At 72.4% G+C, this 22,835-nt stretch carries 21 protein-coding genes; 9 read left to right on the forward strand and 12 right to left on the reverse strand.

Annotated features, from left to right (window positions below; all coding sequences use genetic code 11):
• Positions 1 to 55: 55 nt before the first annotated feature.
• Both AC3X7R_RS06370 and AC3X7R_RS06375 read left to right on the forward strand, forming a co-directional pair.
• Positions 56 to 1,201, forward strand: coding sequence for a sensor histidine kinase (locus AC3X7R_RS06370; RefSeq protein ID WP_489964731.1), 1,146 nt, complete (start codon positions 56 to 58; stop codon positions 1,199 to 1,201).
• Positions 1,198 to 1,854, forward strand: a complete 657-nt coding sequence (locus AC3X7R_RS06375) for a response regulator (protein ID WP_489964732.1) — start codon at positions 1,198 to 1,200, stop codon at positions 1,852 to 1,854. Before AC3X7R_RS06370 ends, AC3X7R_RS06375 begins: the two co-directional genes overlap by 4 nt.
• 57 nt (positions 1,855 to 1,911) lie before the next feature.
• Here AC3X7R_RS06375 and AC3X7R_RS06380 read toward each other — a convergent pair whose 3' ends face one another.
• From AC3X7R_RS06380 to AC3X7R_RS06405, 6 genes are read right to left on the reverse strand one after another with little or no spacing between them, the layout of a single operon-like run.
• Positions 1,912 to 2,874 (reverse strand): alpha/beta hydrolase, encoded by a 963-nt coding sequence (locus AC3X7R_RS06380; protein WP_489964733.1) that lies wholly within the window; start codon positions 2,872 to 2,874, stop codon positions 1,912 to 1,914.
• 9 nt (positions 2,875 to 2,883) lie between these two features.
• A complete protein-coding gene (locus AC3X7R_RS06385; RefSeq protein ID WP_489964734.1) occupies positions 2,884 to 4,035 on the reverse strand; it encodes an acyl-CoA dehydrogenase family protein in 1,152 nt (383 codons plus the stop codon).
• A 5-nt stretch (positions 4,036 to 4,040) separates the two neighbouring features.
• On the reverse strand, positions 4,041 to 5,279 hold the full coding sequence (locus tag AC3X7R_RS06390) for an acyl-CoA dehydrogenase family protein (protein ID WP_489964735.1): 1,239 nt from the start codon (positions 5,277 to 5,279) through the stop codon (positions 4,041 to 4,043).
• 12 nt (positions 5,280 to 5,291) lie between these two features.
• A complete protein-coding gene (locus tag AC3X7R_RS06395; RefSeq protein WP_489964736.1) occupies positions 5,292 to 6,356 on the reverse strand; it encodes a phosphotransferase family protein in 1,065 nt (354 codons plus the stop codon).
• The gene (locus AC3X7R_RS06400) at positions 6,353 to 7,162 is read right to left on the reverse strand and encodes an SDR family NAD(P)-dependent oxidoreductase (RefSeq protein ID WP_489964737.1); all 810 of its coding nucleotides are present in this window, start codon (positions 7,160 to 7,162) and stop codon (positions 6,353 to 6,355) included. The genes AC3X7R_RS06395 and AC3X7R_RS06400 overlap by 4 nt, the downstream gene beginning before the upstream one ends.
• Entirely contained in the window at positions 7,162 to 7,914 is a 753-nt protein-coding gene (locus AC3X7R_RS06405; RefSeq protein WP_489964738.1) for an SDR family oxidoreductase, read from the reverse strand. The genes AC3X7R_RS06400 and AC3X7R_RS06405 overlap by 1 nt, the downstream gene beginning before the upstream one ends.
• Positions 7,915 to 7,981: 67 nt before the next feature.
• On the opposite strand from AC3X7R_RS06405, the gene AC3X7R_RS06410 reads away from it, so the two are divergent.
• Positions 7,982 to 8,602 carry a TetR/AcrR family transcriptional regulator gene (locus tag AC3X7R_RS06410; RefSeq protein WP_489964739.1) on the forward strand — a complete coding sequence of 207 codons (621 nt, stop codon included), beginning with the start codon at positions 7,982 to 7,984 and terminating at the stop codon, positions 8,600 to 8,602.
• Here the strand turns inward: AC3X7R_RS06410 and AC3X7R_RS06415 are convergent.
• The 3 genes from AC3X7R_RS06415 to AC3X7R_RS06425 form a co-directional block, all read right to left on the reverse strand.
• Positions 8,548 to 9,702, reverse strand: a complete 1,155-nt coding sequence (locus AC3X7R_RS06415) for an acyl-CoA dehydrogenase family protein (RefSeq protein ID WP_489964740.1) — start codon at positions 9,700 to 9,702, stop codon at positions 8,548 to 8,550. The two genes, AC3X7R_RS06410 and AC3X7R_RS06415, sit on opposite strands and share 55 nt — an antisense overlap.
• A gap of 10 nt (positions 9,703 to 9,712) precedes the next feature.
• Positions 9,713 to 10,864, reverse strand: coding sequence for an acyl-CoA dehydrogenase family protein (locus tag AC3X7R_RS06420; RefSeq protein ID WP_489964741.1), 1,152 nt, complete (start codon positions 10,862 to 10,864; stop codon positions 9,713 to 9,715).
• A 72-nt stretch (positions 10,865 to 10,936) separates the two neighbouring features.
• On the reverse strand, positions 10,937 to 12,226 hold the full coding sequence (locus tag AC3X7R_RS06425) for a cytochrome P450 (protein WP_489964742.1): 1,290 nt from the start codon (positions 12,224 to 12,226) through the stop codon (positions 10,937 to 10,939).
• 125 nt (positions 12,227 to 12,351) lie between these two features.
• On the opposite strand from AC3X7R_RS06425, the gene AC3X7R_RS06430 reads away from it, so the two are divergent.
• On the forward strand, positions 12,352 to 14,049 hold the full coding sequence (locus tag AC3X7R_RS06430) for an ABC-F family ATP-binding cassette domain-containing protein (RefSeq protein WP_489964743.1): 1,698 nt from the start codon (positions 12,352 to 12,354) through the stop codon (positions 14,047 to 14,049).
• A 38-nt stretch (positions 14,050 to 14,087) separates the two neighbouring features.
• Here the strand turns inward: AC3X7R_RS06430 and AC3X7R_RS06435 are convergent, their stop codons facing one another.
• On the reverse strand, positions 14,088 to 15,350 hold the full coding sequence (locus tag AC3X7R_RS06435; protein WP_489964744.1) for a S1C family serine protease: 1,263 nt from the start codon (positions 15,348 to 15,350) through the stop codon (positions 14,088 to 14,090).
• A gap of 125 nt (positions 15,351 to 15,475) precedes the next feature.
• Complete coding sequence (locus AC3X7R_RS06440) at positions 15,476 to 16,810, reverse strand: citrate synthase (RefSeq protein WP_489964745.1); 1,335 nt, start codon at positions 16,808 to 16,810, stop codon at positions 15,476 to 15,478.
• Positions 16,811 to 17,134: 324 nt separating this feature from the next.
• On the opposite strand from AC3X7R_RS06440, the gene rplM reads away from it, so the two are divergent.
• From rplM to AC3X7R_RS06460, 4 genes are all read left to right on the forward strand, one after another.
• Positions 17,135 to 17,578 carry a 50S ribosomal protein L13 gene (rplM, locus tag AC3X7R_RS06445; protein ID WP_489964746.1) on the forward strand — a complete coding sequence of 148 codons (444 nt, stop codon included), beginning with the start codon at positions 17,135 to 17,137 and terminating at the stop codon, positions 17,576 to 17,578.
• Positions 17,579 to 17,604: 26 nt separating this feature from the next.
• Entirely contained in the window at positions 17,605 to 18,117 is a 513-nt protein-coding gene (gene rpsI, locus AC3X7R_RS06450; protein WP_489964747.1) for a 30S ribosomal protein S9, read from the forward strand.
• A 9-nt stretch (positions 18,118 to 18,126) separates the two neighbouring features.
• Entirely contained in the window at positions 18,127 to 19,494 is a 1,368-nt protein-coding gene (gene glmM / locus AC3X7R_RS06455) for a phosphoglucosamine mutase (protein WP_489964748.1), read from the forward strand.
• Between the two features lie 71 nt (positions 19,495 to 19,565).
• The gene (locus AC3X7R_RS06460) at positions 19,566 to 20,012 is read left to right on the forward strand and encodes a hypothetical protein (RefSeq protein ID WP_489964749.1); all 447 of its coding nucleotides are present in this window, start codon (positions 19,566 to 19,568) and stop codon (positions 20,010 to 20,012) included.
• Here AC3X7R_RS06460 and coaA read toward each other — a convergent pair.
• Entirely contained in the window at positions 19,988 to 20,941 is a 954-nt protein-coding gene (gene coaA / locus AC3X7R_RS06465) for a type I pantothenate kinase (RefSeq protein ID WP_489964750.1), read from the reverse strand. The two genes, AC3X7R_RS06460 and coaA, sit on opposite strands and share 25 nt — an antisense overlap.
• Positions 20,942 to 20,985: 44 nt before the next feature.
• Between coaA and glmS the strand changes: the two genes are divergently transcribed.
• Positions 20,986 to 22,830, forward strand: a complete 1,845-nt coding sequence (gene glmS / locus AC3X7R_RS06470) for a glutamine--fructose-6-phosphate transaminase (isomerizing) (RefSeq protein WP_489964751.1) — start codon at positions 20,986 to 20,988, stop codon at positions 22,828 to 22,830.
• Positions 22,831 to 22,835 lie beyond the last annotated feature (5 nt).

A 22,835-nucleotide genomic window follows, 5' to 3' on the forward strand; every position in this document is an offset into this window, starting at 1 on the left:
CCGAGTCAGACTTTCGGCCGGTCCCCTCGCGGCGCTCCCTCCCTACGCTGAGGGGGTGAGCAATCCGCTGCGGCCCCTGCTGGAGGAGCCCCGGCCCTCGGCCCCACCGGCTCGGGTCTGGCGGGACTGGGCTCTGCTGGCGGTGGTGACGGTCTCCGGGGTGCTGGAGGGCGTCCTGCGGGAGGACCTGCCGCTACCGGGGCTGTCGGTGGCGTTGACGGTCGGCCTGGCGCCACTGCTGCTGTGGCGACGTACCCACCCCCTCGCAGTGGTCGCGACCGCCTTCGGCGTGGTCGCGGTGGTGGACCTCGGCCTGATCGCCTCCGACGCGCCGGCGCTCGACGTGTACACGATGCTCTACTTCCTGGTGCTGCCCTACTCGCTCTTCCGGTGGGGTTCCGGGCGGGAGGCGGTGGCGGGTCTGGCGATCATCCTGGTCCCGGCCACCATGGCGTTCTTCGTCAGCTGGCCCGGGGCGGCCGAGGCGATCGGCGGAGGCGCCGTCCTGGTGTCCTCCTTCGCCCTCGGACTGGCGGTGCGTTCCCAGCACGGCGCCCGGGAGCGCAGGCTGGAGCAGGTGAAGTCGGAGGAGCGGGTCCTGCTGGCGCGCGAGCTGCACGACACGGTGGCCCACCACGTCTCCGCCATAGCCGTCCAGGCCCAGGCAGGGCGCGCGCTCGCGGCGACCAGCCCGTCGTCGCCGCTCGAGGCACTGGAGGTGATCGAGCTGGAGGCCACGCGCACGCTCGCCGAGATGCGGGCGATGGTCCGCGTCCTGCGCAACGAGGCACCGGTCGACTACGCGCCGCAGCCCGGTGTGGCCGACCTCCAGCGGCTGTCCGGGGCCTCGCCCGCTGGACCGCGGGTGGAGGTGACGGTCTCGGGTGACCTGGCCGCACTCCCGGCGGCGATCGACGCCGCTGTCTTCCGGATCGCTCAGGAGGCGGTCACCAACGCCCTGCGGCACGCCCGGAACGCCACCCTGGTCGACGTGCGCGTCGCCGGCGACCAGTCGACCGTCCGCCTCGCCGTCCGCGACGACGGTGACCCCGGTCCGGGGGACCCCGACCCGGACGCGGGGTTCGGGCTCACCGGGATGGTGGAACGCGCCCTGCTCCTGGGCGGCACCTGCCGGGCGGGCCCGTGCCCCGGTCGCGGCTGGGCCGTCGTCGCGACACTGCCGCGGCGGGTGTCGGCGTGAGCATCCGGGTGCTGGTCGCCGACGACCAGGATCTCGTGCGGACCGGACTGCGGCTGATCCTCGGCACCCTGGACGGCATCGAGGTCGTGGGGGAGGCGCGCGACGGGCAGGAGGCGGTGCGGCTGGGCCGAGAGCTCCGTCCCGACGTGTGCCTGATGGACATCCGGATGCCCGTCCTCGACGGGGTCGAGGCGACCCGTCTGCTGGCCGGGCCGGGCGTCGAGGACCCGGTCGCGGTCGTCGTGATCACCACCTTCGACCTCGACGAGTACGTGCACGGTGCGCTGGTGGCCGGCGCCACCGGCTTCCTGCTGAAGGACGCCGGACCCGAGCTGCTCGGCGAGGCGATCCGGGCGGCCACCCGAGGTGACTCGCTCATCTCGCCCAGCATCACCCGCCGGCTGCTGTCGACGTTCGCGGGCACGGGCCGGGCCGCTCCTCCCGCCCAGCCCCGCGACCCGCTCACCGAACGCGAGGAGCAGGTGCTGCGCACCCTCGCGCGGGGTCGCACCAACGCCGAGATCGCCGTCGAGCTTCACATCAGCCTCAGCACGGTGAAGACCCACATCGGCAGCCTGATGGCCAAGCTCGGCGCCCGTAACCGGGTGGAGGTCGCGATGTGGGGGTTCGAGACCGGCCGGGTCAAGGAGTAGAAGGCCGGGGACGGCGAACGCCCGTCCGCGCTCGCCACGACCTGGTCGCGCGGGGGGTCAGCCCCCGGCGTGGATGACCTGCCGGAACGTGGCGCACGTCTTCTCCACCGCGGCCTGGGCGGCGGGGGAGTGGCGGCCCATGTCGACGAAGCCGTGGATCATCCCGTCGAACTCCTCCACCAGCACCGGCACCTGGGCCGCCGCCAGGGCCTCGGCGTACGCCGTCCCCTCGTCGCGGAGCGGGTCGAACTGGGCGACCACGACGACGGCCGGCGCGACCCCGGTGACGTCGCCGCGCAGCGGGGAGAGCCGGGGGTGGGCCGGGTCGTGGCCCGCGTCGCCGAGGTAGTGGCCGGCGAACCAGACCATGGTCGCCATGTCGAGGAAGTAGCCGGTGCCGTTCTCGGTGCGCGACGGCAGCTCGGAGAGCAGGTCGGTGCCCGGGTAGATCAGCAGCTGCCCGCCCAGGGCGATCCCCTCGTCGCGGAAGGCCTGGGCCACCACCGCGGAGAGGTTGCCGCCCGCGGAGTCGCCGGCCACGGCCAGCACGTCGGTGCCGCCCAGCTCGGCCAGGTGCTCGGCCGCCCAGCGGGCGGCCGCCAGGGCGTCGTCGACGGCCGCCGGGTAGGGGTGCTCGGGTGCCAGTCGGTAGTCGACCGAGACCACGACGGCGTCGCAGAGGGTGGCGAGGGTGCGGCAGGTCAGGTCGTGGGTCTCCAGGTCGCCGATCACCCAGCCGCCGCCGTGGAAGAAGACCAGAGTGGGCAGCGCGCCGGCGTGCGGGCGGTAGACCCGGGCGTCGAGCTCTCCGGCGCCGCCGGGCACCCGGATCTCCTGCACGGAGTCGACCGCGGGGACCGACGCGGGGTCGCGGAGGTCGACGGTGAGCGCGCGGAACATCCGGCGCGCCTCCTGCGGCGTCACCTCGTGCATCCGCGTGCCTGCGGCGTCCATCAGCCCCAGCAGCCCGGCCAGGTGCGGGTCGAGGCGCGGGTCGCGGGGGGTCTCGGGTCCGGTCATGGTGTCTCCTCAGGTGAACGCGCTGATGCCGGTCTCCGCCCGGCCGATGAGCAGCTTCTGGATCTGGCTGGTGCCCTCGTAGAGGGTCATCACCCGGGCGTCGCGCAGGTACTTCGCCGCCGGGAACTCGTCGACGTACCCAGCACCGCCGTGCACCTGGACGGCGCGGTCGGCGGCCCGGACGGCGGCCTCGGAGGCGAAGAGCTTGGCCTTGGAGGCGGCCACCGAGAAGGGCTCGCCGCGGTCGATCAGGTCGGCGCAGCGCCAGACGAGCAGCCGGGCGGCGTCGGCGTCCAGGGAGATGTCGGCGAGCATCTCCTGCACCAGCTGGAAGGCCGCGATCGGCTTCCCGAACTGGGTCCGCGCCTTCGCGTAGGCCACCGAGGACTCCAGGCAGCCCTGGACGATCCCCACGCACCCGGCCGCGACCGAGACCCGGCCCTTGTCCAGCGTGGTCATCGCGATCCGGAACCCCTGGCCCTCCTCGCCGAGCAGCGCGTCGCCGGGCACCCGCACGTCGGTGAGGAAGAGCTCGGCGGTGGCCTGGCCACGCAGCCCGAGCTTGCCGGTGACCTCCCGTGCCTCGAAGCCGGGGGTGTCGGTCGGCACCAGGAAGGCGCTGATCCCCTTGGGCCCCGGCCCGCCGGTGCGGGCGAAGACCAGGGCCACGTCGGCCCAGGTGCCGTTGGTGATGAAGAGCTTCTGCCCGTCGAGCACCCAGTCGTCGCCGTCGCGCCGGGCCCGCGAGGAGAGGTTGCCCGCGTCGGAGCCCGTGTCGGGCTCGGTCAGGCCGAAGCAGCCCAGCAGCGAGCCGGCGGCGATGCCGGGCAGCCAGCGCTGCTTCTGCTCCTCGCTGCCGAAGCCGAGGATCGACTTGCCGACCAGGCCGTTGGAGACCGAGACGATGCCGCGCAGCGCGGAGTCGGCGCGACCGAGCTCCTCCATCGCCAGCACGTAGGTGAGGTAGTCGCCGCCGAGGCCGCCGTACTCGGTGGGGATGGTGAGCCCGAAGAACCCCAGCTCGCCCATCTTGGGCACGATCGCCAGGTCGACCGACTCCTCGCGGTCCCAGCGGGTTCGGTGCGGCACGGCCTCGCGCTCGAGGAACTCCCGGGCCAGCGCCCGGAACTCCTCGTGCTCCTGGCTCAGCGACAGGTCCACCCGCCTCAGCCCTTCGCTGCCACGCGCGCCATCTCGGCCTTGGCCAGCGAGTTCTTGTGGACCTCGTCGGGGCCGTCGGCGAAGCGGAGGGTGCGGATCCCCGCGAACGAGGCCGCCAGCCCGAAGTCCTGGGAGAGGCCGCCGGCGCCGTGCACCTGGATCGCCCGGTCGAGGATCTCCTGGACCACCTTGGGGGTGGCGATCTTGATCGCCTGGATCTCGGTGTGGGCGCCGCGGTTGCCGACGGTGTCCATCAGCCACGCGGTCTTGAGGACCAGCAGTCGCAGCTGCTCCACCGCGACCCGCGACTCGGCGATCCACTCCCGGATCACCCCCTGCTGGGCCAGCGGCCGGCCGAAGGCGACCCGCGACTCCGCGCGCCGGCACATCAGCTCGATGGCCCGCTCGGCCACCCCGATGGCGCGCATGCAGTGGTGGATCCGGCCCGGGCCCAGGCGGGCCTGGGCCACCGCGAAGCCGGCGCCCTCCTCGCCGATCAGGTTGCTCACCGGCACCCGCACGTCGGTGAGGCGGAGCTCGGCGTGGCCGCCGTGCTCGTGGTCGTCGTAGCCGAGCACGTGCATCGGCCGGACGACCTCCAGGCCGGGGGTGTCGCGCGGCACCAGGACCATCGACTGCTGCCGGTGGCGTGACGCCTCGGGGTCGGTCTTGCCCATCACGATGAAGATCTCGCACTCGGGGTTCATCGCCCCGGTGATCCACCACTTGCGCCCGTTGATCACGTAGTCGTCGCCGTCGCGGACGATCGCGGTCTCGATGTTGGTCGCGTCCGAGGAGGCCACGTCGGGCTCGGTCATCGCGAAGGCCGAGCGGATCCGGCCGTCGAGCAGCGGCTCCAGCCACCGCTCCTGCTGCTCCGGGGTGCCGAACATGTGCAGCACCTCCATGTTGCCGGTGTCCGGCGCCGCGCAGTTCATCGCCGCGGGGGCGAGGTGGCCGCTGCGGCCGCTGATCTCGGCGAGCGGGGCGTACTGCAGGTTGGTCAGCCCGCCGCCGCGCCCGTGCTCGTCGGCGGAGACGGGGAGGAAGAGGTTCCACAGACCGCGGCGCCGTGCCTCCTCGCGCAGCTCGGCCAGCACCGGCGCCTGGGTCCAGGCGAAGGGGTCGTCGAGCTCGGCCAGCTCGGTCTCGAAGCGGTGCTCGGCCGGGTGGACGTGGGAGTCCATGAAGGTGAGCAGCTCGGCCTGGAGCTCCCGGGTGCGCTCGTCGAAGGTGAAGTCCATGTCAGCTCTCTCTCAGTGGGTCGCCGCGGCCAGTCCGGCCGCCAGCAGGGGCTCCACGGCGTCGCCGATGGAGTCGAATCCGCCGCCGACGGTCTGGCCGGCCTGGTGCCGTCGGTTGATCCCCTCGAGGATCACCGCGAGCTTGAGGTGGGCCAGGCCCAGGTGGAAGCCCATGTCGCCGCCGGGGCCCGCTGCCTCGCGGCCACCGGCCGCGACGTACGCCGCGAGCTGCTCCTCGGCGCTCGGGTAGCCGGGTGCCGTGCTGGCGTCGGCCAGCGGCAGCTCGCCGACCAGCCGGGGGAGGTTGTCGTAGACCAGCAGCAGCGCCAGGTCGGTGAGCGGGTCCCCGAGGGTCGCCATCTCCCAGTCGACGACGGCCTTGACCGGCTGCGGGTCCTCGGCGACGACGAGCAGGTTGTCGAGCCGGTAGTCGCCGTGCACGATGCCGGCCGCGCCCTCCGCGGGCACGTGGGCGGCGAGGTGGGCCAGCAGCCGGTCGGCGTCGGGGAGGTCGCGGGTCCGCGACCCCGCCAGCTGCTTGCCCCAGCGCCGCACCTGGCGCTCCAGGAAGCCCTGCGGGCGGCCGAACTCGGCCAGCCCGACCGCCGCCGGGTCGACCGCGTGCAGCGCGGCCAGCACCTCGATCATGGCGCCGGCCAGGTGCCGGGTGCCCTCCTCGCCGAGGGCGGCGAGCTCGGCGGCGGTCCGGTACGGCGTCCCCGCCACCCGCTCCATGACGTAGAACTGCGCGCCCAGCACCGAGTCGTCGGAGCAGAGCGCGAAGGTCTGCGGCACCGGGACGTCGGTGCCGGACAGCGCCGTCATCACCGTGTGCTCGCGGCCCATGTCGTGGGCGGTCGCCTGGACGTGGCCCAGCGGCGGGCGGCGGACGATCCACCAGGCCTCGCCGTCGGTGACCTCGTAGGTCAGGTTGGACTTCCCTCCGGCGATCAGCCGGGCGCCCAGGTCGCCTGCCCGGTCCGCGGTCAGCTGGTCGGGCCGCGTCGCGGCGAACCACCGGCCGAAGGAGGCCAGGTCGAGACCGGGCACGTCGTCGCGCTGCAGGTCGTCGCTCACGAGGTCGCTCCCGTCCTCTGGTCGAGACCGGCCTGGAGCCGGCGCATCCCGGCCAGCCACCGCTCGTTCTGGGTCGCCCGGGCGGCGTAGTAGTCGGCCACCTCGGGGTGGGGGAGCACCAGGAACCGGTCGTCGGCCAGGGACTCCACCCAGGTGTCGGCGACCTGCTCCGGGGTCAGCGCCACGTCGCGGGTGAGCAGGTCCTTGAGCGGGCCGGACTGCTCGAGCATCCGGGTCTGGACGCCCTGGGGGCAGATCGCCTGGACCGTGACGCCGCGGTGGCCGTAGGTGGCCGAGAGCCACTCCGCGAAGCCGACCGCGGCGTGCTTGGTCACCGAGTAGGGCGCGCTGCCCAGCATGGTGAGCAGGCCGGCCGCCGAGGCGGTCACCACGAAGCGGCCGCCGCGGCCGTCGGCCAGCCAGCCCGGCACCAGCGTGCGCGCGGCTCGGACGTGGGCCATGGTGTTGACCTGGAGCATCCGCTCCCAGACCTCCTCGTCGGCCTGGAGGCTGTCGAGGCCGGTCTCGTGGCCGGAGTCGATGCCGGCGTTGGCCATGAAGACGTCGATGCGGCCCAGCGCCTCGCCGGCGCGGCGGACCAGGTGGGCGACCCCGTCGACGGACGCACAGTCACCGGGGACCGCGCTGGCACCGATCTCGTCGGCCACCTCCTGGGCGGCGTCGGCGTCGAGGTCGTTGACGACCACCCGGGCGCCCTCGGCGGCCAGCCGCCGGGCCAGGGCGCGGCCGATCCCGTGGCCGGCGCCGGTGACGACCGCTCCCGCCCCCTCCAGGACCGTGGTCATCAGACGCCGCCGGTCAGGGTGAGCCCGCCGTCGATGACCAGGTTCTGGCCGGTGAGCCAGCCCGCCTCGTCGGAGAGGAGGAAGGCGACGACGCTGCCGATGTCGTCGGGCACCCCGAGCCGCTTGAGCGGGTAGGCGGAGGCGACCTCCTCCTCCCGGCCCTCGTAGAGGGCGCCGGCGAAGCGGGTCTTCACCACGGCCGGGGCCACGGCGTTGACCCGGATCGTGGGGCCGAGCTCCACGGCGAGCGACTCGGTGAGGCTGATCAGGGTGGCCTTGCTGGCGCCGTACATCGAGATGCCGGGGGCCGGCTTGGTGCCGGCGACCGAGGCGATGTTGACGATGGAGCCGCCGTGCTCGCCCATCCAGGCGCGGTAGACCTCCTGGACCCAGCCCAGTGCGGCGACGACGTTGGTGTCGAGGATCTTGCGGGCCGCGTCGAGGTCGAGCTCGACCAGCGGGCCGTACGCCGGGTTGATGCCGGTGTTGTTGACCAGCAGGTCGACGCTGCCGAAGACCTCGAGCGTCTTCGCCACGGCGTCGGCGCGGTGCACCGGGTCGGCGGCGTTGCCGGCGACGGCGATCGCCTTCTCGGGACCGCCGAGGGCCTTGACCGCCTCCTCCAGGGCCTCGGGCTTGCGCGCGGTGACGCAGACCCGGGCGCCCTCCGCGACGAGCCGCTCCGCGACCCCGAGCCCGATGCCGCGGCTTGCTCCGGTGACGATGGCGACCTTGCCGATGAGTCCGTGCACGTCTTCTCCTGCTGGTCCGTGGTCAGGCGATTGTCACCTGACTAAGCGCTCGCTTACTCTCTCTCGCATGGCAGAGGACGTCAACAACCAGACCGGGGAAATCGTCACCGACACCCGGACCCGGCTGCTCGAGGCGGCCGTCCAGGCGTTCGCGGCCCGCGGCTTCCACGGCACGACGACGCGCGACATCGCCGCCGCGGCGGGGATGAGCCCGGCGGCGCTCTACGTGCACCACCGTTCCAAGGAGGAGCTGCTCCACGAGATCTCGCTCGCCGGCCACCGCGCCGCGCTGGCGGTCTGCGAGGAGGCGCTGGCCGCCGCCGACGACCCGGCCGGCCAGCTGGCCGCCCTGGTCCACGACTTCGTCCGTCACCACGCGGTGCACCACACCGAGGGACGGATCGTGAACTACGAGCTGGCCGCGCTGTCGCCCGAGCACCGCGCCGAGATCGACGGACTCCGGCACGCCATGGACGCCCTGGTCCGCGACCTGGTCGTCCGGGGCGTGCGGGCCGGGGTCTTCCACACCGACGACCCGACCGTCACCGGTGCCGCCCTGCTCTCACTGGGCATCGACGTCTCCCGGTGGTACCGCGCCGACGGCGGACTGAGTCCCGACCAGGTCGCCGACCACTACCGCGAGCTGGCGCTGCGCATGGTCGGGGCCAGCGGGTCCAGGCCGGGGTAGCCGTCGACCCCGGCGGCCAGCGCGGTGAGGTGCTGCTGACCGTCGCCGAGCAGGTGGTCGAGCGCGGTGAGGTGGCTGGTGATGTTGCCGACCAGGTACTCCGCGGTCATCGCGATCCCCCCGTGCAGCTGGATCGCCTCCTGGCCGACGTGACGCCCGGCCCGGCTGGTCTGCAGGGCGGCGCGCGCGACGGCCTCGTGGGCCAGCGCCGGGTCACCCTCGGCCACCACCATCGTCGCCCAGGCCACGATGCTGCGGGTCAGCTCCAGGGAGACGTACATGTCGGCGGCCCGGAAGTTGAGCGCCTGGAAGGTGTTGAGCGGCACCCCGAACTGCTTGCGGCTCTTGAGGTAGGCCGTGGTGGTCTGCAGCGCCACCTCCATCCCGCCCAGGGCCTCGTGGCAGGCCGCGATCCGGCCCTGGTCGAGGACCGCGGTGAGCTGCGCCGACGCGTCGGCGCCCGGCTCGCCCAGCGGGGTGGCCGGGGTCGCGGAGAAGGCTGCGCGGGAGACCCGGGAGCCGTCGAACGCCGGCCAGGTCGTGCGCTCGCACGCCTCCCCGTCGACCAGGAAGAGCCCCGTCCCGCCGCCGGGCAGGGCGGCGGTCACCACCAGCCGGTCGGCGTCACCGCCGAGCACCGGCTCCTTGGTCCCGGTCAGCGTCCAGCCGTCGTGCTGCCCGTCCGGGGCCCGCTCGGCCGTGACCGGGGTGGCGCCGTCGAGGTGGGCGAGTGCCAGCCGCAGCTCTCCCGCCGCCAGCGGACCCAGCAGCTCGGCCCGCTGCTCGGGGGTGCCGGCCGCGGCCACCGCGCCGCCGCCCAGCACCACCGAGGCGAGGAACGGCTCGGGTGCCAGCACCCGGCCCAGCTCGGCGGCGACCAGGCCGACCTCGACCGGCCCGGCCCCCATGCCGCCGTCCTGCTCGGCGAAGGGGAGCCCGAGGACGCCCATCTCGGCGAGCTGCTTCCAGACCGTCTCGTCGAAGCCGAGGTCGCCGCGCACCGAGCGGCGACGCTCCTCGAAGTCGGCGTACTTCCGGCTGAGGAGGGCCCGCACCGCGTCACGCAGCGCGACCTGCTCCTCGTCGTGGGTGAAGTCCATCTGCTGCTCCCTACAGTCCGAGGATGGTGCGGGCGATGATCTGGCGCTGGATCTCGTTGGACCCGCCGTAGATCGAGGCCTTGCGGTAGTTGAGGTAGACCGGCGCGGCGCGTCCGGCCCAGCGGGGCGCGTCGGTGCCCCCGGCGGTGGCGGAGACCAGCGCGGCCGGACCGGCGAGGTCGACCATCAGCTCGCTCACCGCCTGCTGGAGCTCGGTGCCGCGGAGCTTCAGCACCGAGCTGGCCGGGTGCGGGGCGCCGTCGGCGGAGTGGGCCACCACCCGCAGGGCGGTCAGCTCCAGCGCGAGCAGCTCGTTCTCCAGCTCCGCGAACCGGGCCCGGGTCAGCGGGTCCTCCAGGCGCTCGCCGGCACGCGCCTTGGCGCTCGCCAGCATCCGCTTGACCGCGGCCACCGGCGCGACGCCCACCCGCTCGTTGCCGAGCAGGAACTTGGCCATCGTCCAGCCCTGGTTGACCTCGCCGACGAGGTTCTCGCCCGGCACCCGCACGTCGGTGAACCAGACCTCGTTGACCTCGTGGCCGCCGTCGATCAGCTCGATCGGGCGGACCTCGACCCCGGGCGTGGTCATGTCGATGAGCAGCATCGAGATGCCCTGCTGCTTCTTCACCTCCGGGTCGGTGCGCACCAGGGTGAAGATCCAGTCGCCGTACTGGCCCAGCGTGGTCCACGTCTTCTGGCCGTTGACCACCCAGTCCGCGCCGTCCCGGACCGCGGTGGTGCGCAGCCCGGCCAGGTCGGAGCCGGCGTCGGGCTCGGAGAAGCCCTGGGACCACCAGATGTCGAGGTTGGCGGTCGCCGGGAGGAAGCGCTCCTTCATCTCCGCCGAGGCGAACTGCGCCAGCACCGGCCCGATCATCGAGGTGTTGAACGGCAGCGGCAAGGGGACGCCGGCCCGGACCATCTCCTCGTGCCACAGGTGGCGCTGCAGCTCGGTCCAGTCCCGGCCGCCCCACTCCCGCGGCCAGTGCGGCACGGCGAGGCCGGCGGCGTTGAGGGCACGCTGGCTCACCCGGATCATCTCCGCGGTCACCTCGCGGCCGTCCAGGACCGCGGTCCGGATCTCCTCGGGCACCTCGCGGACGAAGGCCGCGGCCATCTCCTCACGGAACGCCTGGTCCTCGGCGGACAGCTCCAGCCGCATCGCGACCCCTCTCGTGTGTGGGCCCCCATCATGGCTGGGCGCCCCACACAGGACCATGGGCGCGCTGCCCAATCAGGCCAGGCGCACCGGGAGGCTCTCGACGCCGTAGACGATGGAGAGCTCGGTGAACCGCAGCTCCTCGGCCGAGGCAAGCACCCGCAGGTCGGGGAAGCGCCGGGTCAGGGCCACCAGCCCGGTGCGCATCTCCATCCGCGCCAGCTCGGCGCCCACGCAGCGGTGCAGCCCGTGGCCGAAGGCGAGCTGCCCTCCGGGCGGCGCGAGGGGGTCGAAGGAGGCGGCGGTCGGGCGGTGACCCGGGTCCCGCCCGGCGCCGGAGAGCGAGACGACCACCAGGTCGCCCTCGGTCATCCGCACGCCGCCGACCGTGACCGCCTGGCGGACGAACCGGGGGAAGGCCAGCTGCACGGGACAGATGTAGCGGAGCAGCTCCTCCACGACCGCGTCGACCTGGGCGGCCGTGCCGGTGCGGATCAGCTCGTGGGCGACCGGGTCGCGGGCCAGCACGTAGGCACCCAGCGAGAGCATGCTGGCGCTCGTCTCGTAGCCCCCGATGAAGACGCCGTCGGCCAGGCCGCCGATCTCCACGTCGTCGAGCTCGTCGCCGTGCTGGGCCACGATCGAGGCGAGGAGGCCGTCGGGCAGGAAGGGGGCGCGGCGCTCCCGGGCCACCGTGTCGATGAGGAACTGCCGGGTCCCGGCCGCGGCGTCGAAGGAGCGCGACCCGCCCGAGGCGAGGTCGAACCGCGCGCTGCCCCGCCGCTGGAACTCGTCGCGGTCGACCTCGGGCAGGCCCAGCAGCTCACAGATCACCCGGAACGGGACGGCGAAGCCGAACCTGGAGACGAGGTCGACGTCGGGACCGTGGGCCGCCATGTCGTCGAGGCACTCCTCGACCACCCGGGTCACGGCCTCGTCGAGCCGGGCCAGCCGGCGCCGGGTGAACTCGGGCGTGAGCACCCGCCGCAGGCGCGTGTGCTCGGGAGCATCGGTCATCCCGAGCCCGCCGATCTGCTCGGCGGGGCTCCGGCCCTGCCGTCCGAAGAGGTAGCGCACGTCGTTGCCGAAGGCCTCCGCGTCGGCCAGCACCGTCCGGGCGGCCTCGTGGCCGGTCACCAGCCACACGTCGGTGCCCAGCAGGCGGGTCAGCCGGGTGACCGGGCCCTGCTCGTGGGCCGCCGTCAGGGCGGGGACGGGGTCCAGCTCGTCGCGCTGGAGCGGGAACCGCCAGGCCTGCGGGACGCGTCGCAGGGAGGACATGTCGATCCCGCCGCTGCGCCGGCCGGCGAGGCGCACCGCGGTCCGGCGCACCCGGGTGCGCATCGACGTGGGCTGAACGGTCATGACAGAAGTGGACCGCATCGCGGGTCGCGCCGCCTCCGGCGCCCCCCTGATGGACACCCCGAGATCGGTCGGGCGGCCGGGAATCGAGGTGATCCGAACCGCCCGCGTAGGGGATGATCCGGGGCATGGGTCATGTCGATGTCGCAGGCGTCAGGTACGAGCTGCCCGACGGTCGGGTGCTGCTGGACGACGTCTCCTTCCGGGTCGGGGACGGCGCCAAGGTCGCCCTCGTCGGCGCCAACGGGGCAGGCAAGACCACCCTGCTGCGGCTGGTCACCGGGGAGCTGGCACCGCACGCCGGGGTGGTGACCCGCAGCGGGGGCCTGGGGGTGATGCGGCAGTTCGTCGGTCATGGCGGGGCCGACGATACCGTCGCCGACCTCCTCCGCTCTGTCGCTCCGGAGCGGGTGCGTCGCGCGGCGGCCGCCGTCGACGCCTGCGAGCTGCGCCTGATGGACGTCGAGGACGAGGCGACGCAGATGCGCTACGCCACCGCCCTGTCCGACTACGCCGACGCCGGAGGCTACGACCAGGAGGTGATCTGGGACGTCTGCACGGTCAAGGCCCTGGGGGTGCCCTTCGACCGTGCCCGGCACCGCCGGCTGAGCACGCTCTCGGGTGGGGAGCAGAAGCGGCTGGTGCTGGAGTACCTGCTGGCCGGTCCGGAGCAGGTGCTCCTCCTCGACGAGCCCGACAACTACCTCGACGTGCCCGGCAAGACCTGGCTCGAGGAGCGGATCCGCACCTCGCCCAAGACGATCCTCTTCGTCAGCCACGACCGCGAGCTGCTGGCCAATACCGCCACCCGGATCGTCACCGTCGAGCTCGGGCACGCGGGCAACCAGGTCTGGACCCACCCGGGCGGCTTCGGCACCTACCACCAGGCGCGGGAGGAGCGCTTCCTGCGCTTCGAGGAGCTGCGCAAGCGGTGGGACGAGGAGCACGCCAAGCTGCGGACGCAGATGCTGATGTACAAGCAGAAGGCGGCCTACAACTCCGACATGGCCAGCCGCTACCAGGCCGCGCAGACCCGGCTGCGCCGGTTCGAGGAGGCGGGTCCGCCGACCGAGCAGCCGCGCGAGCAGCAGGTGGTGATGCGGCTCAAGGGAGGCCGTACCGGGAAGCGGGCGGTGGTCTGCGAGCAGCTGGAGCTCAGTGGGCTGATGCGCCCCTTCGACCTCGAGGTCTGGTACGGCGAGCGGGTCGCCGTCCTGGGCAGCAACGGGTCCGGCAAGTCGCACTTCCTCCGCCTGCTGGCCGGGGGTGGCACCGACCCGGAGCCCGAGCACCTGCCGGTGGGGGACGTGCGTCCCGCGCCGGTGGCGCACACCGGTCGTGCGCGGCTGGGGGCGCGGGTGCGTCCGGGCTGGTTCGTGCAGACCCACGACCATCCCGAGCTGGAGGGCCGCACCCTGCTGGAGGTGCTGCACCGCGGCGACGCCCGGCCGGACGGCACCGGACGGCAGGGGATGGGTCGTGAGCAGGCCAGCCGGGTGCTCGACCGCTACGAGCTGGCCGGGTCGGCCGAGCAGCGCTTCGAGTCGCTCAGCGGCGGGCAGCAGGCGCGCTTCCAGATCCTGCTCCTGGAGCTCTCGGGGGCGACCCTGCTGCTGCTCGACGAGCCCACCGACAACCTCGACGTGCAGTCCGCCGAGGCGCTGGAGGCCGGGCTGGAGTCGTTCGACGGCACGGTGCTCGCGGTCACCCACGACCGGTGGTTCGCCCGCGGCTTCGACCGGTTCCTGGTCTACGGCGCCGACGGTGAGGTCTACGAGTCCGACGGCCCGGTCTGGGACGAGGGACGGGTGGCCCGGACGCGCTGACTCCGCCGCGCGTCCGGGCCACCCGTCGACCCGCGCCTCTAGTCGGTGTTCGCGTCCAGGGTGAGGGTGACCGTCTGCTCCTCGCCGTCGCGCACCAGGGTCACCTCGACCTCGTCGCCGGGGCGGTAGGTGCGGACCGTGGCCACCAGGTCGTCGGAGCCGTCGATCTTCTCCTCGTCCACCTGGGTGATCACGTCGCCCTCCTCGATGCCGGCCTCGTCCGCGCTGGAGCGGGGGGTGACCTCCGCGACCAGGGCGCCCAGGGTGCTGGCCGCGTCCTCGTCGGGGGCGTCGCTGACCTGCACGCCCATCCGAGCGTGGGTGGGGGTCTCACCGGCCGCCATCTGCTCGATGAGCGGCTCGATCTCGTCGATCGGGATGGCGAAGCCGAGCCCGATCGAGCCGCCCTGGCCGCCGAGCCCGGAGGAGGCCGTGCGGATCGAGGAGTTGATGCCGACGACGTTGCCGTTCATGTCGACCAGGGGACCGCCGCTGTTGCCGGGGTTGATCGCCGCGTCGGTCTGGATGGCCGGGTAGGTGGTGCTGTTGCCCTGCTCGTCGGAGGCGACGTTGACCGGGCGGTCCAGCGCGCTCACGATGCCGCTGGTGACGGTCGCGTCGAGGCCGAAGGGCGCCCCGACGGCGACGACCTCCTGGCCCACCCGCAGGTCGGCGGAGCTGCCGATCGTCGCGGGGACCAGGCCGGAGACGTCCTCGGCCTGGATCAGCGCGGTGTCGGTGAGCTTGTCCGCACCGAGCACCTCGGCCTCCGCGCGGGTCCCGTCGTCGAACGTGACGGTGAGCCGGCCGCGGCCGTCGGCCGCCGCGGCGATGACGTGCTCGTTGGTGAGGATCTGCCCGTCCTCGGTCAGCACGATGCCGCTGCCGGAGCCGGACCCCTGGGCGCCGGCCACGTCGATGCGCACCACCGACGGCAGCACCTTGTCGGCCACCGCCTCGACCGTCCTGGCGCCCGCCTCGGGGGTGCCCTGGTCGATGACGGGTGCGGAGGACTCCTCCCGGCTCACCGCCGAGGGTGAGTCGTCGGCGAGCCACTCCTCGTAGATGGCGGCGCCGCCGACGCCGGCGAGGCCGCCGACCAGCAGCGATCCGGCCAGCAGGCCGGCGACCAGGCCGCCGTTGCCGCGGCGGGAGTCGCCTGGCTCCGCCGACGGTGTCGGTGGGATCGGCCGGGTGTCGTGCGTGCCGTAGGGGGACGGGTTCGGTTGCTGCGCAGCCCGGGACTCCCGGTCGGGATCCGGGCCGCTGCCGTAGAAGCTGGGGGGCGGTGTCTCAGTCATGCCTCCACTCTGCCCCGGAATCCCTAAAAGGCGCTGAGACCGGGCTGAGCGAAGGGTGTGACCGCAATCAGGTCACTTTCGCTCATCCCGGCCTCAACGCCGTGAAGACCGTGCCGTGTGCGCCGTCAGGCCCAGCGCTCCGAGGGCGGGGCGTAGGTCAGGCCCCGGTCTCCGGTGTAGATCTGCTTGGGGCGCGCGATCTTCTGCTCCTTGTCCTGGACCAGCTCGAGCCACTGGGCCAGCCACCCCGGCGTCCGGCCGATGGCGAAGAGCACGGTGAACATCTCCGGCGGGAACTGGAAGGCCTCGTAGATGAGGCCGGAGTAGAAGTCCACGTTGGGGTAGAGCTTGCGCTTGACGAAGTACTCGTCCTCGAGCGCGATCTTCTCCAGCTCCAGCGCGATGTCGAGGAGCGGGTTGGTCCCGGTCACCTCGAAGACGTCCTCGGCGGACTTCTTGATGATCTTGGCGCGGGGGTCGTAGTTCTTGTAGACCCGGTGGCCGAAGCCCATCAGCTTCTCGTCGCCGTTCTTCACCCCGGCGATGAAGTCGGGGATGTTCTCCTTGGTGCCGATCCGGCGCAGCATCCGCAGCACCGCCTCGTTGGCCCCGCCGTGCAGCGGGCCGAAGAGGGCGCCCACACCGGCGGAGACCGCCGAGTAGGGGTCGACCTGCGTCGAGCCCACCGAACGCACCGCGTTGGTGGACGCGTTCTGCTCGTGGTCGGCGTGCAGGATGAAGAGCGTGTCCAGCGCCTTCACCAGGCGCTCGTCGGCCGCGAAGCTCTTCTCGCTCATCTTGAAGAGCATGGAGAGGAAGTTCGCGGTGTAGCTCAGGTCGTTGTCCGGGTAGATGAACGGCTTGCCCTGGGCGTGCCGGAAGGACCAGGCCCCCAGGGTCGGCATCTTGGCGATCATCCGGACGATCTGCATGTGCCGGTTGTCGGCGTCGGCGATGTTGCGCGCGTCCGGGTAGAAGGTGGAGAGCGCCCCGACGGAGGCCATCAGCATGCCCATGGGGTGGGCGTCGTAGCGGAAGCCCTCCATGAACGACTTCACGTTCTCGTGCACGAACGTGTGGTAGGTGATCTCGTGGACCCAGTTCTCGTGCTGGTCCTGGGTCGGGAGCTCGCCGTGGATGAGGAGGTAGGCCACCTCGAGGAAGCTGGACTTCTCGGCCAGCTGCTCGATCGGGTAGCCGCGGTACTCCAGGATCCCCTTGTCGCCGTCGATGAAGGTCACCGCGCTGCGGCACGAGGCGGTGTTGACGAACCCGGGGTCGTAGGTGGCGAGCCCGGGCTGGTCGTCCCGGAGACGGATCTGGCCCAGGTCGGCGGCGCGGATGGTGTTGTCGGTGATCGCGAGGTCGTACTCCGCACCGGTGCGGTTGTCGCGCACGGTGAGGGACTCGTTGGATGCGCCGGCGGTGGCCGGGGCATCGGTGGCCGGTGCGTCGGTCACGTCGGCTCCTTAGCACGTATTGTTCACGTCGTAGGTCCTGTCCAACCTAGTCCTCGGACCCTCGCCGCGGTAAGCCGGGGGTCCGCCGGCTGAGCGCCGGCGTGGCTGCCGGGCCACCGGATTTGTCGCCGGTGCCCACCCTGCGTAGACTCGCTCGTCGCGACTCCTGCCGCGCCCGGACCCGTCCCGACAGGCCCTGGTGCAGACCCGGACAGCCCACCGTGCACACCAGGTGGCAAGCCGGGCAGTGTTCGTCAGAAGCCGCGGCTCCACCACCGCCCAGGACGCCTCCTGGTCGGACCTACGAACGAGAAGGTTCTCGCCGTGCGTACGTACAGCCCGAAGCCCGCTGACATCCAGCGCGAGTGGCTCGTCATCGATGCCACTGACGTGGTCCTGGGACGCCTCGCCGTCCAGACCGCCAACCTCCTGCGGGGCAAGCACAAGCCCACCTTCGCGCCGCACATGGACATGGGTGACTTCGTCATCATCGTCAACGCGAGCAAGGTGGCCCTGTCCGGCAACAAGAAGGTCACCAAGATGGCCTACCGCCACTCCGGCTACCCGGGCGGTCTCTCCGCCACGCCGTTCGGCGAGCTGCTGGAGAAGGACGCCCGCAAGGCGATCGAGAACGCGGTCTGGGGCATGCTCCCCAAGAACCGGCTCGGCCGCCAGATCCTGAAGAAGCTGAAGGTCTACGCGGGTCCCGACCACCCGCACGTGGCCCAGCAGGCCAAGCCGTTCGAGATCACCCAGGTCTCCCAGTAATTTTCAAGGACGAGTGAGGAATTACCGTGGCTGAGACCACCGAGAACAACCCGACCGAGGTCGAGGAGACCTTCGAGACCAACGAGCAGGGCGTCGCCTACAGCTCCGAGTCGGCCCCATCGGCCGACGCGCCGCTGCGTCCCGCGACCATCGCCCCCGCGCAGGCCACCGGCCGGCGCAAGGAGGCCGTGGCCCGCGTCCGCATCGTGCCCGGCACGGGGGAGTGGACCGTCAACGGCCGCACCCTGGACTCCTACTTCCCCAACAAGCTGCACCAGCAGGTCGTCAACGAGCCCTTCACCAACCTGCAGCTCGAGGGCCGCTTCGACGTCATCGCCCGGATCCACGGCGGTGGCATCACCGGCCAGGCCGGCGCGCTCCGCCTCGGCGTGGCCCGCTGCCTCAACGAGATCGACGAGGAGACCAACCGCCCGTCGCTCAAGAAGGCCGGGCTGCTGACCCGCGACGCCCGTGTCATCGAGCGCAAGAAGGCCGGTCTCAAGAAGGCCCGCAAGGCACCGCAGTTCAGCAAGCGCTGATCGCTGCCTGTGGAGTCTCCCTCGAAGCGACTCTTCGGCACCGACGGGGTCCGGGGCCTGGCCAACGGTCAACTGACCGCTGAGCTGGCCCTGGACCTCTCGGTGTCCGCGGCGCACGTCCTCGTCGAGCTGAAGCAGTTCGAGGGCGACGACGCCGCGCGACCCCTGGCGGTGGTGGGCCGGGACACCCGGATCTCCGGGCAGTTCCTCGAGGCGGCCGTCGTGGCCGGGCTCGCCTCGGCAGGCGTCGACGTGCTGCTGCTCGGCGTCCTGCCGACCCCGGGCGTCGCCTACCTGACCTCCGCCCTCGGTGCCGATCTCGGCGTCATGCTGTCGGCCTCCCACAACCCGATGCCCGACAACGGCATCAAGTTCCTGGCCCGAGGCGGCAACAAGCTCGACGACGCCATCGAGGTGGCCATCGAGCAGCGGATGGGCGAGTCCTGGACCCGCCCCACCGGCGCCGGCGTCGGCCGCGTGCGGATCCACGAGACCGCCGTGGAGGAGTACGCCACCCACCTGGTGAGCACCCTGGAGAACCCCCTGGAGGGGCTCACCGTCGTCCTCGACTGCGCCGAGGGGGCGGCCTTCGCCGCCGGCCCTCGGGCGCTGGAGGCGGCCGGAGCCAAGGTGATCGCCATCCACGCCGATCCCGACGGCACCAACATCAACGACCAGTGCGGCTCGACCCACCTGGAGTCGCTGCAGGCTGCCGTGGTCCAGCACGGCGCCGACGCCGGGTTCGCGCTCGACGGCGACTCCGACCGCTGCCTGGCCGTCGACCACGAGGGCAACGTCGTCGACGGCGACCAGCTCCTCGCCATCCTGGCGCTGGCGATGCGCGAGCGAGGCCTGCTGGCCCGCGACACGGTCGTGGCCACCGTGATGAGCAACCTGGGCTTCGTCCAGGCCATGCGCGACAACGGGATCGGGGTGCGCCAGACCAAGGTCGGCGACCGCTACGTCCTGGAGGCGATGAAGGTCTCCGGCTACACCCTCGGCGGCGAGCAGTCCGGTCACGTGATCCTCAGCGACCACGCGACCACCGGCGACGGCATCCTCACCGCGCTGCACGTGATGGAGCGGATGGCCAGCACCGGCCGCTCCCTGGCCAACCTCGCCGCGGTGATGGTCCGCCTGCCGCAGGTGCTGGTCAACGTGCCCGACGTCGACAAGTCCCGCGCCGACGACGACGCCGTCCTCGCCGCCGCCATCGCGGAGGAGGAGGCACTCCTCGGCGACCGGGGCCGGGTCCTGCTCCGCCCCTCGGGCACCGAGGCGCTGGTGCGGGTCATGGTCGAGGCCCCCTCCGCCGACGAGGCCGAGCAGGTCGCCCAGCGGCTCGCCGAGGTCGTCCGCCGCCAGCTCGCCCGCTGACCCTCGCCGTGGGCGGGGGCTGAGTACGGCGGCGGATGCGCCCGCCGTCCGGCCGGTGGAGGGTGGGGCGCATGAGCCAGCCCGCACCCACCGGCAGCACCCGTCCGAGCACCGGGCGGGCGGAGTGCTGGCTCCCCGTGCTCTGCACGGCCGCCGGGATCGGCCTCTTCGTGCTGGCGGGCTGGCGCGTCGACTCCTGGGCCCTGGAGGACACCACCGAGACCTTCGGCTACGGCTTCGCGGCGACCATGCTCGCGTCGTTCTTCGGCCTGCCGGTGCTGGCGCTGGTGGTCCTCCTGGCGGTCGTGGGCAGCCTGGTCCCCGACGGGCAGCCCCGGCGCCTCCTCGTGCACGCCGCGGGCGCGGTGCCGGTACTGGCGGCGCTGGCGGTGCTGCTGTACGCGGCGGTCAACGCGGCCAGCGGCGTGGACGGCGGGGTGGCCTTCGCCGTGGCGATCTTGCCGGCGGTCGCGGTGCTGCTGTGGCCGGCGGTTCAGAGCTTGCGGAGCCGCACGTAGCGCACGGAGTGGTCGACGTCCTTGCGCAGCACCAGGGTGGCCCGGCTGCGGGTGGGCAGCACGTTCCGGTCGAGGTTGGGGCCGTTGATGGTGTCCCAGATCCGGCGCGCCTCGGCCTCGGCCTCCTCGTGGGTGAGCGAGGCGTACTTGCTGAAGTAGGAGCCCGGATCGCGGAAGGCGGTCTCGCGCAGCCGCAGGAACCGCTCGACGTACCAGCGCCGGATGTCGGAGGTGGCGGCGTCCACGTAGACGCTGAAGTCGAAGAAGTCGCTGACCGCGAGTCCGGTGCGGCCGTCGTCGCGGACCCGGGCCGGCTGGAGCACGTTGAGGCCCTCGACGATCACGATGTCGGGTCGCTTGACCACGACCTTCTCGCCCGGGATCACGTCGTAGACCAGGTGGGAGTAGGTCGGCGCCTCCACCTCGTCGCGGCCGGACTTGATGTCCACCACGAACTTCAGCAGCGCCCGCCGGTCGTAGGACTCGGGGAACCCCTTGCGCTGCAGCAGACCGCGGCGCTCGAGCTCGGCGTTGGGGAGCAGGAAGCCGTCGGTGGTCACCAGCGCCACGTTCGGGTGCTCCGGCCAGTGCGCCAGCATCTGCTGCAGCACCCGGGCCGTGGTCGACTTCCCGACCGCCACGGAGCCCGCGATGCCGATCACGAAGGGGGTCCGGGGAGGGTGGCGGCGGTGCAGGAACGCCTCCTGCTTGCGGTGCAGCCGTCCGGCGCTCTCCACGTACATCGAGAGCAGGCGCGAGAGCGGCAGGTAGACCTGCTCGACCTCGCCGAGGTCGAGGGAGTCGCCCAGGCCTCGGAGCCGGTCGATCTCCTCGGGCATGAGCGGGTTGTCTGCCGCCGGTGCCAGCGACGCCCACGCGGCGCGATCGAGCTCGACGTACGGCGAGGACTCGTCGCCGGTCACAGACATGGTCGGCATTGTTGCAAAGGGTGCGCGCACTAGACTCACCGGCCATGTGCGGAATCGTGGGGTACGTCGGTACCCGTCAGGCTCAGGACGTGGTGATCGAGGGCCTTCGCCGGCTCGAGTACCGCGGTTACGACTCCGCGGGGATCGCCCTGGTCGACCAGGGGACGGTGGCCTGGGCCAAGAAGGCGGGCAAGCTGGTCAACCTGGAGAAGGCGCTCGAGGAGAGCCCGTTGCCGTCCTCGACGACCGGCATCGGGCACACCCGGTGGGCCACCCACGGCGCGCCCAACGACCCGAACGCCCACCCGCACCTGGGCCGGACCGGCCGGCTCGCGGTCGTGCACAACGGGATCATCGAGAACTTCGCCCAGCTGCGCACCGAGCTGGAGGCGGCCGGCCACGAGATGCTCTCGGAGACCGACACCGAGATCGTCGCCCACCTGCTCGAGCTCGAGGTGGTGGCGGGCCAGGACCTGACCACGGCCATGCAGCGGGTCTGTGGCCGCCTGGAGGGGGCCTTCACCCTGGTGGCGCTTGACGGCCAGGACCCCGACCGGGTGGTGGCCGCGCGGCGCAACTCCCCGTTGGTGGTGGGCCTGGGCGAGGGCGAGAACTTCCTCGGCTCCGACGTCGCGGCCTTCATCGAGCACACCCGGGAGGCGCTCGAGCTCGGTCAGGACCAGGTCGTCACGATCACCCGCGACGGCGTGCAGGTGACCGGCTTCGACGGCAGTCCCGCCGAGGGCGTCCAGTACCACGTCGACTGGGACCTGACGGCCGCCGAGAAGGACGGTCACGACTGGTTCATGCGCAAGGAGATCTTCGAGCAGCCCCGTGCGGTCGCCGACTCGCTGCTGGGCCGACGCGACGTCGACGGGCTGCTCCAGCTCGACGAGATGCGCCTCTCCGACGACGAGCTGCGCGAGATCGACAAGATCATCGTCATCGCGGCCGGCACGTCCTTCTACGCCGGCATGGTGGCCAAGTACGCCATCGAGCACTGGACCCGGATCCCGGTCGAGGTCGAGCTGGCCAGCGAGTTCCGCTACCGCGACCCGATCCTGACCCACTCCACCCTGGTGGTCGCGATCAGCCAGTCCGGCGAGACCGCCGACACCCTGCAGGCGATCCGGCACGCGCGGGTGCAGCGCTCCAAGGTGCTGGCGATCTGCAACACCAACGGCTCCACCATCCCGCGCGAGTCCGACGGCGTCATCTACACCCACGCCGGCCCGGAGATCGGGGTGGCCTCCACCAAGGGCTACCTGACCCAGCTCATCGCCTGCTACCTGCTGGCCCTCTACCTCGCGCAGGTGAAGGGCACCCGGTACGGCGACGAGATCGGCGAGGTGCTCGACCAGCTGGACGAGATGCCGACGCACATCCAGACCGTGCTCGACCTGCACGAGCAGGTCTACGCGCTGGCGCGCGACCACGTCGACACCCGCTCCGTGCTCTTCCTGGGGCGCCACGCCGGCTACCCGGTGGCCCTGGAGGGGGCGCTGAAGCTCAAGGAGCTGGCCTACATCCACGCCGAGGGGTTCGCCGCCGGCGAGCTGAAGCACGGCCCCATCGCCCTGATCGAGGAGGGGCTCCCGGTGCTGTGCATCGTGCCGCCCCGGGGTCGCGACCAGCTGCACGACAAGATGCTGAGCGGGATCCAGGAGGTGCGCGCGCGGGGGGCCCGGACGATCTGCCTGGCCGAGGAGGGCGACGAGTCGATCACGCCGTACGCCGACGAGCTGATCAGGCTGCCCCGGGTCCCGGTGCTGCTCCAGCCGCTGGTCGCGGTGGTGCCGCTCCAGCTCTTCGCCTGCGAGCTCGCCACGGTGATGGGCCACGACGTGGACCAGCCCCGCAACCTGGCCAAGTCCGTCACGGTCGAGTAGGCGCT

Source organism: Nocardioides sp. Z22_16 (assembly GCF_058134365.1).